This window comes from Pseudoalteromonas sp. 11L1 (genome assembly GCF_055397545.1).
Genome location: NZ_AP041141.1, coordinates 3327436 through 3342218 on the forward strand (window position 1 = coordinate 3327436; position 14783 = coordinate 3342218).

Sequence of the window (14783 nt, forward strand, 5' to 3'; positions counted from 1 at the left end):
TTTCATGGCGTAACTTTAATATATTTATGCTTAAAAAGTGAATTGATATTCATAGTAAATACTTTTATATTATTATGCAATTAAAATGAATACTTATTTTGGAATTTTTTATGTCTCTGCCGTCATTTATTTCGATGTACCAGCAATTGATTGCTGCCCCCTCTATTAGTGCCATTGAAGATCATTTATGCATGAGTAATAAGAGTGTCATTGAACTCCTAGCGCAATGGTGTCAAAGCTTAGGTTTTACCTGTGAAATAATAGAATTAAAAGGCAACAAAGGCCGCTACAACTTATTAGCAAAACGTGGTCAAGGTGACGGCGGTTTAATGCTAGCAGGCCACACTGATACAGTGCCATTTGATGATAGTCGTTGGAATCACAACCCATTTAAATTAACTGAGCAAGATAATAAACTATATGGCTTAGGTAGCATTGATATGAAAGGTTTTTTTGCTTTTGTACTGCAGGCTATTAGTGAGCTTGATGAAAAGCAACAAACACAACCAATTTTAATATTAGCCACCGCAGACGAAGAAACCACTATGGCTGGCGCACAACAAATCTGTAAGCACCCAAATTTAAAGCCAAGTCGCTGTATTATTGGTGAACCTACTGATATGACGCCGGTATTTACTCATAAAGGTCATATGAGTACAGCAATAAGAGTTGTCGGCCGTTCAGGACATAGCTCAGATCCCGAACGGGGTCTTAACGCCATCGAAGTGATGCATAAAGTGATTACAAAATTGCTAATCTTAAAAGAACAACTTAAGAATAAATATTCAATAAATCACTTTGAAATTCCTTACCCAACGCTCAATTTAGGCAATATTCATGGGGGCGATAATGCGAATCGGATTTGCGGTTGCTGTGAAATGCACATTGATATGCGCCCTCTTCCTGGCTTAAGTGTACAAGAGCTGCAAGCATTGCTGCTTGATGCAACCTACGATATAAATCAGCAATACCCTAATTCGGTCAGTGTGATTGATTTACATGAGCCAATTCCAGCATTTATAGGAAGCACAGACAGCGCGTTAGTTAAACTAGCCGAAAATATAGCAGGGCAAAAAGCGGTGGCTGTTAATTACTGTACTGAGGCACCATTTATACAACAACTGGGTTGTGAAACCATCGTCATGGGACCGGGTTCAATTAACCAAGCGCATCAGCCCGATGAATATTTAGCGATGGAAAAAATAAAGCCTTCGCAACAAATTATCAGCAACCTCATAAAGGCGAGTTGCTTTTAATCAGTAACAAAAAAGACGCTATTAAGCGTCTTTTTTATAGCATTTATATTTAACCTGAACTCTGAGTAATAAATCTATCTCAAGCAGCTATTTTTAGCGCTAACTGCGTTGAATTTACTTGCAATAGGCTAGCTATTGACGCGTAAGTTCGCCTTGTTTTCACTGAAAATCTCTGGCTAGAGAAAATAAACATAAATATCATCTTTGATTCAATATGTTAGTAAATCTCTTAGCCAGAGTTCAGGTTAGTTACATATATTTTCGTAAATACTTTTTAAATACAGGGTCGGTTTGAGCTAGTTCTTTCTGCTCTTCTAATATCTCTTTTAATATTGCACCTGATGTAAGCGGATTCGCAAGCACCACTCTAAATACCACGGTTGGTTGGTTATCATATTGAACTGGCGTTAAACGTGTACGCGATACAAACGAGCGACCCGATTCACGTTGTCGTTTTTGCATGCTAGCAGTAAAGCGATTAAGCGCGGCAAAAATATCTAAACGGGTCTGTGCATCGGCCTGTGCTATCGCATTTTTAATTTGCTTAGGAACATAACGATAAGTTAATAAACACAGTTCGGGTTCTGATATTAATTCAAAGTCTTCATCTGCTTTTATCAAACCAGCAAAGTAACGTGCTTTTTTAATACTGCGATCGATAAGCATTTCGTAGCCTTTACGACCAATAACACGTAAGCAAGCATGCACTAACATCGCCATACCAGGGCGGCTCCCCTCAAGGGTATGGCTGCCTAAATCTTTAGAGCCTTTACGTAAAATATATTCAGCATGATGCTCTATGGCATCAGTTGCAGCAGGGTCTTTAAACAGCACCAAACCTGCTCCCATCGGTACATACATTTGTTTATGCGCATCAATAGTGATTGAATCTGCATGCTCAATACCTTTTAAAAGGTGCCTATGGGTATTAGAGAGTAAAGTAGCTCCGCCCCACGCCGCATCAACATGAAAGTGGCAATTAATCTCTTGTGCTAAATTAGCCATGTCTTCAAGTGGATCGATATTACCAGTTTCAGTCGTTCCGGCTACACCAATAATTGCCATCACTTTAATGCCTTGCGCTTCAAGCTCTAGCGCTTTTTCTCGCATAGCATCTACATCAACTTTATTATCAGCCGATGTTTTAATACCAATTAAATTCTCACGGCCAATACCTAGTAAATCTACCGATTTGCCCAACGAGTAATGACCTCGCTCAGAGATTAAAACCGCCAGTCCTTTGTAACCATAGTGGAGCATTCCCGCCACTAAACCTTGTGCAGCAATGCCTTTAAAGTTGCCATCCGCTTTCAATAAGCGGTTGCGGGCAATCCAAAGTGCTGTAATGTTAGCTACTGTGCCACCAGAGCAAAATGCTCCTAAAGAGGTTTTTGCACTGTGCATCCATTTAGAATAAAAGCCATCATTTTGTCCATAAGCTAAATGATGCATCATTCCTAAAACTTGACGCTCTAATGGGGTAAACGCTTTTGAGGTTTCTATTTTTACAAGGTTTTGATTTAGCCCAACCATTAATTTCGATAACGGCAGTAAAAAATGTGGCAGAGCAGACGTCATATGACCAATAAAGCTTGGCGCTGCGGTATGTACAGAATGAGCAACCAGCTGTTCCATAATATCTTGGGCATAGCAAGACACAAACGTTGGCTCTTCAGGGATAGCCGCCGATTGAAAATCTTTTTCTATTTCATGTAATGGTTTTTCAATTGCCGCGATATTTTCGTTTAAGAAACCTGCTAAATTACTCGAAATTTCAAGCTCTATTTTGCTCAAAGTTGAGTCAGGGGCCTCTGGAACGGTAAATATCCGTTTGAGGCTTTCTTTAGAGGCGACGGCACAACGCTTTTGATCCATCTTCATACCTAGTGTGTGACTAAAACACCTGTTAGTTTGTAAAACACGCTAATTTAAGGTGTTTTTAAGCAACGGCATTTCTAAAAAATTGCGCTAACTTTACTGCAATATGACAAAAATGTCTCGTTTTAAGCCATAAAAGACAATACAAAATAGATAACATTTCACTATTTTTTATATTTAGTACAAAGGGTAATTAAAATATTGGGCATTTATAATTTTTAAGTATAATAAATCTAACAAAAAATAAGGATGTTACATGCTAAAAGGAAATCTAAAATTAACTCGGTTGGCGCTCGGTACCGTCTTTTTTTTAGTCAGCTTAATAATCTACAGTTACTACACCTACACTGCCATCAATAGTGATGTGATACGCAGCATTGATAATCGTTTATTAAATGCAGCCACCAGCGTAAAGTACATTTTAGGTAGTGATTATCACGATAAAGTAGCGCAAGAAATTAGCTTTTCAAGCTATCAAAATAAAGCTGACCAGCTTTCGGCGTTGGCCAATGATTTAAATATAGATTATTTATATTCAATGGTACTGATTGATGAGAATGTTTATTTTACTGCCTCTAGTTACACTCAAGATGATCAAAATAACGGTAAAGTTACTCAGTTTTTAGATCTTTACCCCGAAGCCACGCCCATCAACATAGCTGCATTTTTATCAACATCCCCTATTTTTGAAACCTCAACAGCGCATCGCGGCCATTCTAAAACAGTATATATTCCTCATCTGGCAAAAAATGGCAGAACCTATATTACAGCTGCAGATATTAGCGTTGATAAAATTAGCAATGCGTTAAAAACAGACTTATATCAATCTATGTTTCATTTTTGCTGCGTAATTATTATTTTATTAATAGTTTATATTCTTTATTACTATGGAGTACGTCGTTCATTAATGAGCGACCATGCAAGCGGATTTGAAAATCATATTGCCTTAGAAAAACGGCTAAAAAAAAGCAATGAACATCATTTACAAATTGCGATTATTTTAGTGAACGAAATTGATAATATCAGCCGTTTTTTTGGCACAAAAACAGCCGATGAAGTGATGAAAAAGCTGCTCACTCACTTTAAGCAGCAAGCCCGTTTGCACGCACGTATTTATCGTATTGCAACTAATAAACTCGCTATTTTAACTGATAAAGAAACTCCCTTTGATGAGCTATATAGCATCATCCAGTCACATGATAAAAATATACCGTTTTTAAATCAGCCTTTTATTTATATTACCCTTAACGCTGGTGTAGCTAGAGGCAATAAGTCATTACTGCTTAAGAATGCTCATATTGCGTTACTGCAATCTAAGCAGGGCGATCAGAGCATAGTTAACTACTGTGAGGCAATTAACGACGCTAAATCTCTATATTTATATAATGTTGAAATAGCAAAAGAAATTCGTGAAGCATTTGATGCTCATCGTGTTGTTCCTTACTTCCAGCCGGTTATAAATACTCATACCGATGAAGTTATTAGGTATGATTGCTCACCGAGAATAGTCACTTCACAAGGGGAGATTTTAACCCCTGATACCTTTGCAAATGCACTAGATAGACTGCGTATGAATGGCATGTTAACCCATACCCTATTTACTCAATGTGTTTCACGTTTTCGTAAATCGGCAATTTGTTGGGAGCTAACAGTGTGCGCTGAAAACATTGCTGATCCCACTATTTATGATCATATTGCCTATGAACTTCATCGCTACCCTAATCCTGAAAATATCACTATTTCAATTTTAGAGTCGCAGGTTATTTCACATTACTACGAAATAAAGTCATTTATCGCAATGGTAAAAAGTAAGGGAGCAAAGGTGGTGATGCACTGCTGGGGTAATGAATTTATTAATACCCTCAATACGTTAAAAGTGGAGGTTGATGGTATTAAACTCGATGGTGCAATCACAAAGCAGCTGTTAAATGATGCAAATACGTCGCTATTTATAACCTATATCGCTGATACAGCTCAGCAGCTTGAACTTGAATTGGTTATTGAAGCGGTAGAAAGTAATACAGTTGCAGAGTTGCTCAGCCAGCTAAATGTAACGCTGATGCAAGGTAGCTACCTTGGCAAATCAACGCCACATGTTACTGACTTTAAAAAAGCAATGAATTAGTTATTAAGATTAATGGCTAGTCGGTGGCTTTGCTGACCACTGGCCCAGTACTTACGCTCAAAAGGGGTAATTGCTTCGTCTGATTCAAACAATACAGTTTCACATGGATGCCCTGTTAATTCGAGCGCTCTGGCAAACTCTTTAACATAGATATCCCAGTTACTGCGCACTTCAAGCAAACCACCTAGTTTTACAATAAAGGGGAAGATAGCCGCCCCATGCCAGCGCCGTTGAATGTGCTTAGACTTAGGCCACGGGTTTGGGTATAGCAAATAATGATGAGTAGGCTGCCAATTAGCAGCGACAGCTAAACGCCAAAAATCATTTAAGTCAGCTTGCACTAAAATGTATTGACCACTCTCAGTTTGTTTATACTCAACATCATGCTTATCAAGTCGGTGAGATGACTTATCAATGCCCACAACTAACGCATCAGGATGACGTTTCGCTAAATTAGCAGTGCTTTCGCCAACGCCACAACAGGAGTCTAGAATAAGCGGTCCATCAAAGGCTTGCACCTTAGCATTAACTTCATCAAATGCGGTTTGAGTATGCGCTGCAATTGGCTTTTTAAACTCGGCTTGTAAGTGTTTATTAACTATTTCATCAAGCTTTTCATGAAGTCCCGCTTGATTAGATACAATACTACGTGAATTTGCATCGCTCATTAGTGTCTTAGCCCCACACCTTTTTTAATTAGCGTAAGTGCTAAAGTAAATAATACGCTGATAAACACCAACAACACCGCAATCGCAACCGTTAAATCAACATCAGAAACACCTAAAAATCCGTATCTGAATGCGTTAACCATATAAATAATAGGATTTATTTGCGATACCATTTGCCAAAAATCAGGCAGTAAAGTGATTGAGTAAAACACCCCGCCTAAATAAGTTAGAGGCGTTAAAATAAAGGTCGGAATAATACTTATGTCATCAAAGCTGTTTGCATAAATAGCGTTGATTAACCCGCCCAAGGCAAACACCGCCGAGGTAAGAATAACAGTGGCTATAATCACAAAAATATTATGTATTTGTATATCTACAAAAAATAAAGAAACGCACGTTACAATAAAGCCCACCATAATGCCTCGGGTCATGCCTCCGCCCATATAACCCAACACAATGATGTAATTAGGCACAGGTGCAACCAATAACTCTTCAATACTTTTTTGAAACTTAGTTGAGTAAAAGCTCGAAGCCACATTCGAGTAAGAGTTTGTTATAACTGACATCATAATAAGGCCAGGAACAATAAACTCCATGTAACTAAAGCCGCCCATATCGCCAATACGCGAGCCTATTAAGTTCCCAAAAATAACAAAATATAAGCTCATAGTAATCGCTGGCGGCACTAAGGTTTGCACCCAAATACGCAAAAAGCGAATACACTCTTTAATCCAAATACTTTTTAAGGCTACGCCATATTTAAACATTTATTCGCCCCGCCCTTGCTCTAATAAACCTACAAATAATTCTTCTAATCGATTTGCTTTATTACGCATGCTTAGCACAGTATTACCTTGTTCGGTTAACGCGCTAAATACAGCATTAAGCCCTTGTGATTTAGCCACCTCAACTTCAATGGTGTGATCATCAGTCATGGTAAAATTATACCCTTCAAGCGTCACCGGATTGGTAGGCTGTTTTAAATCCAATACAAAGGTTTCTTTGTCTAATTTAGCCAACAAGGCTTTTATGGTGGTGTTTTCAACTATACGGCCGGTATCAATTATAGCGATGTTTTTACACAGTAGTTCGGCTTCTTCAAGGTAGTGAGTGGTTAAAATAATGGTCACGCCTTGTTCGTTGATTTGTCTTAAAAACTCCCACATTGAGCGGCGCAGCTCTATATCAACGCCCGCAGTTGGTTCGTCTAAAATAAGTAACTTTGGTTCATGCATTAAGGCGCGTGCAATCATCAAGCGACGCTTCATACCACCAGAAAGGGTACGCGCTTGCTTATCTTTTTTCTCAAGCAGCCCAAGTTGTGCTAAGTACTTGTCAGCACGTTTGTGCGCTTCGCCGCGCGGTACACCGTAGTAACCTGCTTGATTAACGAGTATTTGGCTTAGGGTTTCAAACTGACTGAAGTTAAACTCTTGTGGCACTAAGCCCAAGTTGGCTTTCGCCGCTTCAAGGTCGGTATCAATATCATGACCAAATACTTCAACTTTACCTTTGGTCTTATTTACCAAAGAAGATATCACCCCAATAGTGGTTGATTTACCCGCTCCATTTGGACCTAACAGTGCAAAAAAGTCACCTTCATGCACTTGTAAATCAACGCCTTTTACTGCCTCAACCCCATTTTTGTAAACCTTGGTAAGGCCTTCAATATTTAAAGCAATATTTTGCTTATTCATTTCTTACCCTCACCATAACCCCAGCGCTTTGTGAGATTATGTTCAATATTTAAATGATCTAAAATTCGCGCCACCATAAAATCAACTAAGTCTTCTATGCTTTGTGGTTGATGATAAAAACCAGGTGCAGCGGGCATGATAGTGACCCCTAAACGCGACAATTTAAGCATATTTTCTAAGTGAATTTCGCTAAACGGGGTTTCGCGTGGCACTAAAATAAGTTGGCCTCGCTCTTTTATCACCACATCGGCGGCGCGCTCTAATAAATTATCTGATGCGCCGACTGCAATCGCAGACACAGATCCTGCGCTACATGGACATACTACCATTTTTTTCGGCGCTGCAGAGCCCGAAGCTACAGGGCTGAACCAGTTATCTTTGCCAAATACCTTTAATTGTTCGCTCTTGGCGTTAAATAATGCACTTAACTGCTCGGTAGCTTTATCTTCATTCCCTGATAACTTTATATTAGACTCGGTATCAAAAACTACACGCGCGGCACTTGAAATAAGCACATACACTTGAAATTGTTGTTCAAGTAACACTTCCAACAGCCTTAATCCATATGGTGCGCCTGATGCGCCACTAAATGCTAAGGTAATTGTATCTTTAAATTGCACATTATTCTCCGCTGTATTTATCGGCCAAACCATCAACAAGTTGCTGATGAAGACCATTAAAACCACCATTACTCATAATTAAAACATGTTGATTTGGCTCAATATTCTCAAGTACTGTATCAATAATAGCGGTTGTAGAATCAAAGCATTGCATACCCGCTTTGTCAGCTTGCTCTTTAAGTGACCAGTTTAAATTTTCTGGCTCAAATAACAGCACGTCGTCTGCATCGCGAAGTGAATCGAGAAGTGTAAATTGATGCACTCCCATTTTCATGGTGTTAGAGCGCGGCTCTAAAATCGCAATAATTTTTTCATCCCCCACTTTAGCACGCAGCCCCGCAAGTGTTGTTTGAATCGCGGTTGGGTGATGGGCAAAATCGTCATACACTTTAATATGATTAATATCTGCTTTAAGCTCCATTCGCCTTTTTGGGCTTATAAATTCACTCAAAGCTTCAATACTGTGTTCTATTGCAATTCCCACATGGCGTGCTGCTGCAATAGCCATCATGGCATTTTTAACGTTATGCTCACCAATCGCTTGCCAGCTAACAACGCCTTGTAACTGCCTATTTAGTAAAACATTAAATTGAGAACCATCGGCTTTGAGTAATTCATAACTCCAATCATCACCTAATGTTTCGCTCTCGCTCCACAACCCTTTTGCAATCACATCGCTCAGTGCTTCATCATTTTTTGGCCAAAGCACTTTGCCGCTTTGCGGTAGTGTACGTATCAAATGGTGAAATTGTTTTTTAATTGCGTTTAAATCTTCAAAAATATCAGCATGATCAAATTCAAGATTATTTAAAATAAGTGTTCGAGGTAAATAATGAACAAACTTACTGCGTTTATCAAAAAAGGCCGTGTCGTACTCATCGGCTTCTATAACAAAAAATGGCGTTTGCCCAACTCGCGCAGAAAGACCAAAGTTTTGTACAATTCCGCCAATTAAAAAGCCCGGTTTTAAACCCGCATATTCAAGTATCCACGCCAACATACTGGCGGTGGTTGTTTTACCATGAGTTCCCGCCACAGCCAGCACCCATGAATCTTGTAATAAGTTACGTTTTAGCCACTCAGGTCCTGAAGTATAAGGCAGGCTCTTATCGAGTACATATTCAACACACGGGTTACCACGGCTCATAGCATTACCAATAACAACGATATCTGGAGCTGGCTCTAGTTGAGATACGTCATAGCCCTGTGTTAGTTCAATACCCAGTTCTTGTAACTGAGTACTCATTGGTGGGTAAACGTTTTGATCTGACCCAGTAACGTGGTGACCCAATGATTTAGCTATAGCGGCAATACCACCCATAAATGTGCCACAAATACCCAAAATATGTATATGCATTTACTATCCTTTCATCCTGCGCGGAGTTTGCTCTAGGGCAAAATTTAATGGCGTTATAATGCCAAAATTTAGCTTAAGTTACCATTAACCCTTGGCGCAAATAAAAAAGCCTCCCAAAGTGGGAGGCTTTCCTGAAGATTAATAACTTATAGCATTAAAAAGAATATTAAACCGACACCTAATAATAAACGATAAATAACAAATGGTAGCATTCCCATTCGCTCAATCACTTTTAAAAACATAAAAATACAAGCATAAGCTGATAAAAACGACAGCACTACACCTAACAATAATGCCGTCCAATCTACGATATGATCGCCAAGGGCAAGCTCTGCAGTATAATAAAGACCCATCATTGAAATGATTGGAATAGCTAATAAAAACGAAAAGCGCGCTGCACTTTGTTTGTTCATACCTAACATTAAACCCGCTGTCATGGTAATACCTGAACGTGAAGTGCCAGGGATCATTGCAACGGCTTGTGCAAAGCCAATAATGAGGGCCGTTTTCCAGTTTAGCTGATAGATTGTTTTTATTTGCTTACCTTTGGCATCGGCGTACCAAAGCAATAGACCAAATACGATTGTTGTGGTCGCAATCACCCATGCACTGCGTAAGTACAGTTCAACAAAATCTTTTAATAACAAGCCTAAAATAGCTGCTGGCACAGTACCTAAAATGATCCACCAACCTAGTTTGCTATCATCTGTTGTGCCCTGCACGCCAAACGATTTAAACCAAGCACCGAGTATATCGGCTACTTCTTTACGGAAATAAATAACAACCGCAATTAAAGTGCCTACGTGAACAGCAACATCGAACGCTAACCCTTGATCCTCCCAGCCTAAAATTTGTGATGGTAAAATTAAGTGTGCCGAACTCGATATAGGTAAAAACTCAGTAAATCCCTGAATTAGGGCTAAAACAATTATTTCTATAATACTCATGGGTTAGAAAACTCCACCTTCCATAGCTTTTGTTGAGGGTTGTTATATGCATTCCATATTTGGGCAATCGTTTGTTTTGCTACCGGATGATAAAAATCAGGGGCCACCTCAGCTAAAGGCTGCAAGACAAAGGCATTTTTAGTAATTTCGTCACGCGGTAATTGTGCTGGGCTCTCGCAAATTACATCATCATAAAAGAGTAAATCGAGATCCAGTGTACGTGGGCTAAACTTTTTATCATTTGCTTGGCGACCATTGTCGCGTTCAATTTGTTTTAATAACGCGCAAACATCAACAAGCGCCATGTTAGTGGTGGCTGCAAGTACTGAGTTATAAAAGTTATTACCGGCAAAACCCACAGCTTCACTTTCAAATACTGATGAGTGATGTGTGTTTTCAAAGTGATGATTTAACGCCACTAGAGCACGCCGAATATGCTCAGCTTTATTAATGTTTGACCCTAGGCTAATAAATATCTGCGCCATTTAAGCCGTAGCCTTAATGCGCGTAATCTCTACACCCACTGTTTGCGCTTGTGGAACTGCAGCAGGCTTGCTAACTTTTATTGTTACTTGAGGAGTATTAAATTCGGTTAAGATAATTTGCGCTAATTGCTCCACCAGCGTTTCTAAAAGCTCGACTGGTTTAGCCGTACTGTGCTCGATAACTCGCTCACTTACCTTAGCGTAATCTAATGCTAAGTTAATATCGTCGTTTTGTGCTGCAGGCTTAATGTCGCTTAGCATTTCAATATCAAAGTATAGGCTTTGTTTACTTTTCTTTTCAAAATCATACACCCCGATAATCGTTTCGACATGCAATTGTGATATAAATACCTTGTCCATTGATACTCCAAATGACTGTAACAAGTCACTGAGTTAATTACATATTGTATCAATCAAATTAATACTGTATATACTTTAATCAGTGTTTAAATATACTAAAATTACTTCTACAATAGAATAATTACAAAATTGCGAGTAATTTAAGAAACCCGTAAATTTTGACGCCAATAATAGCTTAAAAGTAATGATTAAAAAATAAGGAAGCGCGTGTTAGTCATTTTAATGTTTGTATTAGCCTATTTGCTCGGCTCGATTTCATCGGCCATTTTAGTGTCGCGGCTATTCAAACTTCCCGATCCACGCACAAATGGCTCCAATAACCCAGGAGCAACCAATGTTTACCGTTTAGGCGGCGCTCTCCCCGCATGCTTAGTTTTAATATTTGATATTTTAAAGGGTACTATTCCTGTTTGGGGTGCTTACTTTTTAAAACTTGAGCCGCTAGAGCTTGGTTTAATTGCGGTTGCAGCATGTTTAGGGCACATGTACCCATTATTTTTTAGTTTTAAAGGGGGTAAAGCGGTCGCAACAGCATTTGGCTCGTTACTGCCGATAGGGCTCTCTTTGGGTGGGTTATTGATTGGTACTTGGCTGATTATTGTCGCGATTACCCGCTACTCATCGCTTGCAGCGTTAGTAGCTGTGACGCTAGCGCCTTTATATACATGGTGGATAAAGCCGTTATATACCTTACCCGTGACCTTTATTACGCTACTGATCATTATTAGGCATCGCACTAATATTGTGCGTTTATTTAAGGGTGAAGAACCAAAAGTAGGGACTAAACAAGCCCCTACAAATGATAAGAAGTAATAACTAACCTAGGTTCTGGTTAACTATATTGCTTCTAGGCTATCGATTGGCCAGCGTGGTTTAGTTTTCATATCAAGCGAAGCAAACTGTCCCGCTTTTAAACGCTGCATACCAGCATAAGCAATCATTGCGCCATTGTCGGTACAAAACTCAGTGCGTGGGTAATACACTTCGCCCTTCATACCTTGCATCACACGCTCTAGTTGCAAACGTAGTTGCGTATTAGCACTTACACCACCGGCTATGACTAAACGTTTAATACCCGTTTGTTTTAGTGCTCGCTTACACTTAATCACTAAAGTATCTATAACGGCTGTTTGAAATGCATGGGCAATATCTGCTTTAGTTTGCTCGTCACTATCATTTTCACGAATAGCAATCGAAGCGGCGGTTTTTAAGCCACTAAAGCTAAAATCAAGACCAGGCTTATCTGTCATCGGGCGCGGAAAAACAAATCGTTTGGCAACGCCTTGCTCAGCCATTTTAGCTAAACGAGGACCGCCAGGGTAATCAAGCCCAAGTAATTTAGCCGTTTTATCAAATGCTTCACCTGCAGCGTCATCTACCGACTCACCCAATACTTCGTATTGGCCAATGCCCGCGACCTTTACCATCATGGTATGACCGCCAGATACGAGTAAAGCTATAAATGGAAATTCGGGAACGTTTTCCTCAAGCATTGGCGCTAATAAATGCCCTTCCATGTGATGCACTGCCACCGCAGGAATATCCCAACCATACGCTAAAGAGCGACCAATTGAGGTACCTACTAACAAAGCCCCTACTAAACCTGGTCCTGCCGTGTAGGCAATACCGTCTAAATCTTCAGGTCCACAGCCAGCTTGTGCAAATGCCGCATCGATAAGCGGCAATGTTTTACGTACATGATCGCGAGATGCAAGCTCAGGTACCACACCACCGTAATCAGCATGTACTTTTACTTGGCTATATAATTGATGAGCCAGTAGCCCTTTTTCATCATCATAAATAGCAATACCAGTTTCATCGCATGATGATTCAATGCCTAAAATTCGCATTGTTAATTCTCCTGCCACCTAACAAGGTGTTTAAAACAAATAACTTAAAGTGCTAAACCAATGTTAGTTTGGCCATCAGCAAGGACATGCTTTTTCAATGCTTTTACATTTTCAGCAGTAATACGCCCCATAGCTTCTACAAAATCAATTAGTTCACCTAATACCTCTATTTCGTATTGCATTAGTGGGTGTTCACGTACTGCTTTGTTATCAGCAACATCCCCTTCAACCGTCATTTGATACTCAATAAAGCGAGCCACAGTTGCCTGCGATATTTTACTCACATTAACAAATTCTTGCTCGTCTTGTGCTAAAAGGCCATGCATTAAGCTCAATAATGAGGTGGCAGCGTCAATGGCAGGGTAAGTGCCAAACATATCAAAATCAGCAAGTTCAGGTACATTAGGCTCAATTTTTTCGACTTGCTTTTCTAAATCAATCTTACTTTTAGGAAGCAGTATCTTTTCCCAACATACATTTAAAGCATTACGTAAAATAACCTCATCGCCAAAACCGGTAGCCTCACTAAACAGTCCATAATTAGGCAACATACGCTCTATTAACGCACTGGCCAATACCGCTTTTTGCAGGTAATTTAACTCTCTAATACGCTGAAAATTATTCGCTTTTGTCATTCTTTAAAGTCCCACATGACCAACAAAAATCAAATGTTGATCCATTATGCTCATTACAGTTAGGGCACACCCAATCTGGAGCGGATTGTTTTACTTGCTGATAGTTTACCAATATTTCGCGTGCATGGCGCTCTTTTATCGCATAAACCTGCACACTTACTTGTGTTTGCTCAAACGGGATCTCGCCCATTGCACCTTGCAGCATTTCGCCTTTAATTTGACACTCAATTCCCGCATTCAGAATCAATCCTTTTATTATATTGGCCTCTAAACTATTTTCTGCGTTATAAAGCGTAACCCAATCAAATGATGTTATATTTGAATCGCTGTTATTAATATTTTGCAATATCCACCTCATTTACTTTATGTGTACAATTTGCCTGCGTAACCTAAAGCAAATAATATGATTTAAGGACACATTATGACGCTAACTACTCCAGGTTTACTTTTTCCAGCAATCTCGTTGTTGTTACTCGCCTATACAAACCGATTTTTAGTGCTAGCGCAACTAATACGAGAACTGAATGCGCGTGAAGGGGAATCTATTCGTCCTGTTGTGGTGGCGCAAATAACCAACCTTAGAAAGCGAATAAAATTAATAAGAACCATGCAAGTATACGGAGTCGCTGCTTTTTTATTATGTACGCTATCTATGTTCGCATTATTTATAGAATTTAATACCACGGGCATTATTTTATTTGGTGTCAGTTTAAGTTGCTTAAGCCTATCTTTGCTTACCTCCTTATTTGAAATTCACATTTCTTGTGATGCCATAGAAATTGAATTGCAAAACATCGAAAATAAGCCTTTAAGCAACAGAGTGAGTAAAAATTTTATTGAGCCTAACTCTAAAAGCAAAAACAGCAATTAACAAACCGAAATTCTATGAAAACGGTTATAAAATT

Annotated in this window: 16 protein-coding genes; 4 read left to right on the top strand and 12 right to left on the bottom strand. The window is 39.3% G+C overall.

Features of this window, described 5'->3' with window-relative positions; translation table 11 throughout:
- Positions 1-110 precede the first annotated feature (110 nt).
- Complete coding sequence (argE, locus tag ACZ5WS_RS15530) at positions 111-1256, top strand: acetylornithine deacetylase (RefSeq protein WP_464709704.1); 1146 nt, start codon at positions 111-113, stop codon at positions 1254-1256.
- A 249-nt stretch (positions 1257-1505) separates the two neighbouring features.
- Here the strand turns inward: argE and panP are convergent, their stop codons facing one another.
- Positions 1506-3131, bottom strand: a complete 1626-nt coding sequence (panP, locus tag ACZ5WS_RS15535; RefSeq protein ID WP_350605890.1) for a pyridoxal-dependent aspartate 1-decarboxylase PanP — start codon at positions 3129-3131, stop codon at positions 1506-1508.
- Positions 3132-3390: 259 nt separating this feature from the next.
- Between panP and ACZ5WS_RS15540 the strand changes: the two genes are divergently transcribed.
- Positions 3391-5259 carry an EAL domain-containing protein gene (locus ACZ5WS_RS15540; RefSeq protein ID WP_464709706.1) on the top strand — a complete coding sequence of 623 codons (1869 nt, stop codon included), beginning with the start codon at positions 3391-3393 and terminating at the stop codon, positions 5257-5259.
- Here the strand turns inward: ACZ5WS_RS15540 and trmB are convergent.
- The 8 genes from trmB to folB all read right to left on the bottom strand — a co-directional run bounded on the left by trmB (position 5256) and on the right by folB (position 11393).
- Positions 5256-5927, bottom strand: coding sequence for a tRNA (guanine(46)-N(7))-methyltransferase TrmB (trmB, locus tag ACZ5WS_RS15545; RefSeq protein ID WP_178955311.1), 672 nt, complete (start codon positions 5925-5927; stop codon positions 5256-5258). The two genes, ACZ5WS_RS15540 and trmB, sit on opposite strands and share 4 nt — an antisense overlap.
- Positions 5927-6694 (bottom strand): ABC transporter permease, encoded by a 768-nt coding sequence (locus tag ACZ5WS_RS15550; protein WP_010391022.1) that lies wholly within the window; start codon positions 6692-6694, stop codon positions 5927-5929. The genes trmB and ACZ5WS_RS15550 overlap by 1 nt, the downstream gene beginning before the upstream one ends.
- Positions 6695-7624, bottom strand: coding sequence for an ABC transporter ATP-binding protein (locus ACZ5WS_RS15555; RefSeq protein WP_178955309.1), 930 nt, complete (start codon positions 7622-7624; stop codon positions 6695-6697).
- Positions 7621-8244, bottom strand: coding sequence for a flavin prenyltransferase UbiX (locus ACZ5WS_RS15560; protein WP_178955307.1), 624 nt, complete (start codon positions 8242-8244; stop codon positions 7621-7623). Before ACZ5WS_RS15560 ends, ACZ5WS_RS15555 begins: the two co-directional genes overlap by 4 nt.
- A 1-nt stretch (position 8245) precedes the next feature.
- Positions 8246-9601 (bottom strand): UDP-N-acetylmuramate:L-alanyl-gamma-D-glutamyl-meso-diaminopimelate ligase, encoded by a 1356-nt coding sequence (gene mpl, locus ACZ5WS_RS15565; RefSeq protein WP_138605084.1) that lies wholly within the window; start codon positions 9599-9601, stop codon positions 8246-8248.
- A 146-nt stretch (positions 9602-9747) separates the two neighbouring features.
- Complete coding sequence (locus ACZ5WS_RS15570; RefSeq protein WP_010391016.1) at positions 9748-10548, bottom strand: undecaprenyl-diphosphate phosphatase; 801 nt, start codon at positions 10546-10548, stop codon at positions 9748-9750.
- The gene (gene folK, locus ACZ5WS_RS15575; RefSeq protein ID WP_464709713.1) at positions 10545-11033 is read right to left on the bottom strand and encodes a 2-amino-4-hydroxy-6-hydroxymethyldihydropteridine diphosphokinase; all 489 of its coding nucleotides are present in this window, start codon (positions 11031-11033) and stop codon (positions 10545-10547) included. Before folK ends, ACZ5WS_RS15570 begins: the two co-directional genes overlap by 4 nt.
- Positions 11034-11393, bottom strand: a complete 360-nt coding sequence (gene folB / locus ACZ5WS_RS15580; protein WP_075170696.1) for a dihydroneopterin aldolase — start codon at positions 11391-11393, stop codon at positions 11034-11036.
- Positions 11394-11600: 207 nt separating this feature from the next.
- Here folB and plsY point away from each other — a divergent pair, with 207 nt between their 5' ends.
- Entirely contained in the window at positions 11601-12206 is a 606-nt protein-coding gene (plsY, locus tag ACZ5WS_RS15585; RefSeq protein ID WP_010391012.1) for a glycerol-3-phosphate 1-O-acyltransferase PlsY, read from the top strand.
- A gap of 23 nt (positions 12207-12229) precedes the next feature.
- Here plsY and tsaD read toward each other — a convergent pair whose 3' ends face one another.
- Genes tsaD through ACZ5WS_RS15600 form a run of 3 tightly spaced genes read right to left on the bottom strand, consistent with a single transcriptional unit; the run spans position 12230 to position 14224 of the window.
- Positions 12230-13243, bottom strand: a complete 1014-nt coding sequence (gene tsaD, locus ACZ5WS_RS15590; protein WP_036979790.1) for a tRNA (adenosine(37)-N6)-threonylcarbamoyltransferase complex transferase subunit TsaD — start codon at positions 13241-13243, stop codon at positions 12230-12232.
- Between the two features lie 44 nt (positions 13244-13287).
- Complete coding sequence (locus ACZ5WS_RS15595; RefSeq protein ID WP_008115608.1) at positions 13288-13878, bottom strand: YjaG family protein; 591 nt, start codon at positions 13876-13878, stop codon at positions 13288-13290.
- Positions 13862-14224 carry a putative signal transducing protein gene (locus ACZ5WS_RS15600; RefSeq protein ID WP_010391010.1) on the bottom strand — a complete coding sequence of 121 codons (363 nt, stop codon included), beginning with the start codon at positions 14222-14224 and terminating at the stop codon, positions 13862-13864. The genes ACZ5WS_RS15595 and ACZ5WS_RS15600 overlap by 17 nt, the downstream gene beginning before the upstream one ends.
- A gap of 75 nt (positions 14225-14299) precedes the next feature.
- Here ACZ5WS_RS15600 and ACZ5WS_RS15605 point away from each other — a divergent pair, with 75 nt between their 5' ends.
- A complete protein-coding gene (locus tag ACZ5WS_RS15605; protein ID WP_131690620.1) occupies positions 14300-14749 on the top strand; it encodes a DUF2721 domain-containing protein in 450 nt (149 codons plus the stop codon).
- Positions 14750-14783 lie beyond the last annotated feature (34 nt).

Bases quoted from the DNA above. Each gene is read 5' to 3' on its own strand.
- argE (WP_464709704.1), top strand. From the start codon at position 111: ATGTCTCTGCCGTCATTTATTTCGATGTACCAGCAATTGATTGCTGCC.
- panP (WP_350605890.1), bottom strand. From the start codon at position 3,131: ATGGATCAAAAGCGTTGTGCCGTCGCCTCTAAAGAAAGCCTCAAACGG.
- ACZ5WS_RS15540 (WP_464709706.1), top strand. From the start codon at position 3,391: ATGCTAAAAGGAAATCTAAAATTAACTCGGTTGGCGCTCGGTACCGTC.
- trmB (WP_178955311.1), bottom strand. From the start codon at position 5,927: ATGAGCGATGCAAATTCACGTAGTATTGTATCTAATCAAGCGGGACTT.
- ACZ5WS_RS15550 (WP_010391022.1), bottom strand. From the start codon at position 6,694: ATGTTTAAATATGGCGTAGCCTTAAAAAGTATTTGGATTAAAGAGTGT.
- ACZ5WS_RS15555 (WP_178955309.1), bottom strand. From the start codon at position 7,624: ATGAATAAGCAAAATATTGCTTTAAATATTGAAGGCCTTACCAAGGTT.
- mpl (WP_138605084.1), bottom strand. From the start codon at position 9,601: ATGCATATACATATTTTGGGTATTTGTGGCACATTTATGGGTGGTATT.
- ACZ5WS_RS15570 (WP_010391016.1), bottom strand. From the start codon at position 10,548: ATGAGTATTATAGAAATAATTGTTTTAGCCCTAATTCAGGGATTTACT.
- folK (WP_464709713.1), bottom strand. From the start codon at position 11,033: ATGGCGCAGATATTTATTAGCCTAGGGTCAAACATTAATAAAGCTGAG.
- folB (WP_075170696.1), bottom strand. From the start codon at position 11,393: ATGGACAAGGTATTTATATCACAATTGCATGTCGAAACGATTATCGGG.
- tsaD (WP_036979790.1), bottom strand. From the start codon at position 13,243: ATGCGAATTTTAGGCATTGAATCATCATGCGATGAAACTGGTATTGCT.
- ACZ5WS_RS15595 (WP_008115608.1), bottom strand. From the start codon at position 13,878: ATGACAAAAGCGAATAATTTTCAGCGTATTAGAGAGTTAAATTACCTG.
- ACZ5WS_RS15605 (WP_131690620.1), top strand. From the start codon at position 14,300: ATGACGCTAACTACTCCAGGTTTACTTTTTCCAGCAATCTCGTTGTTG.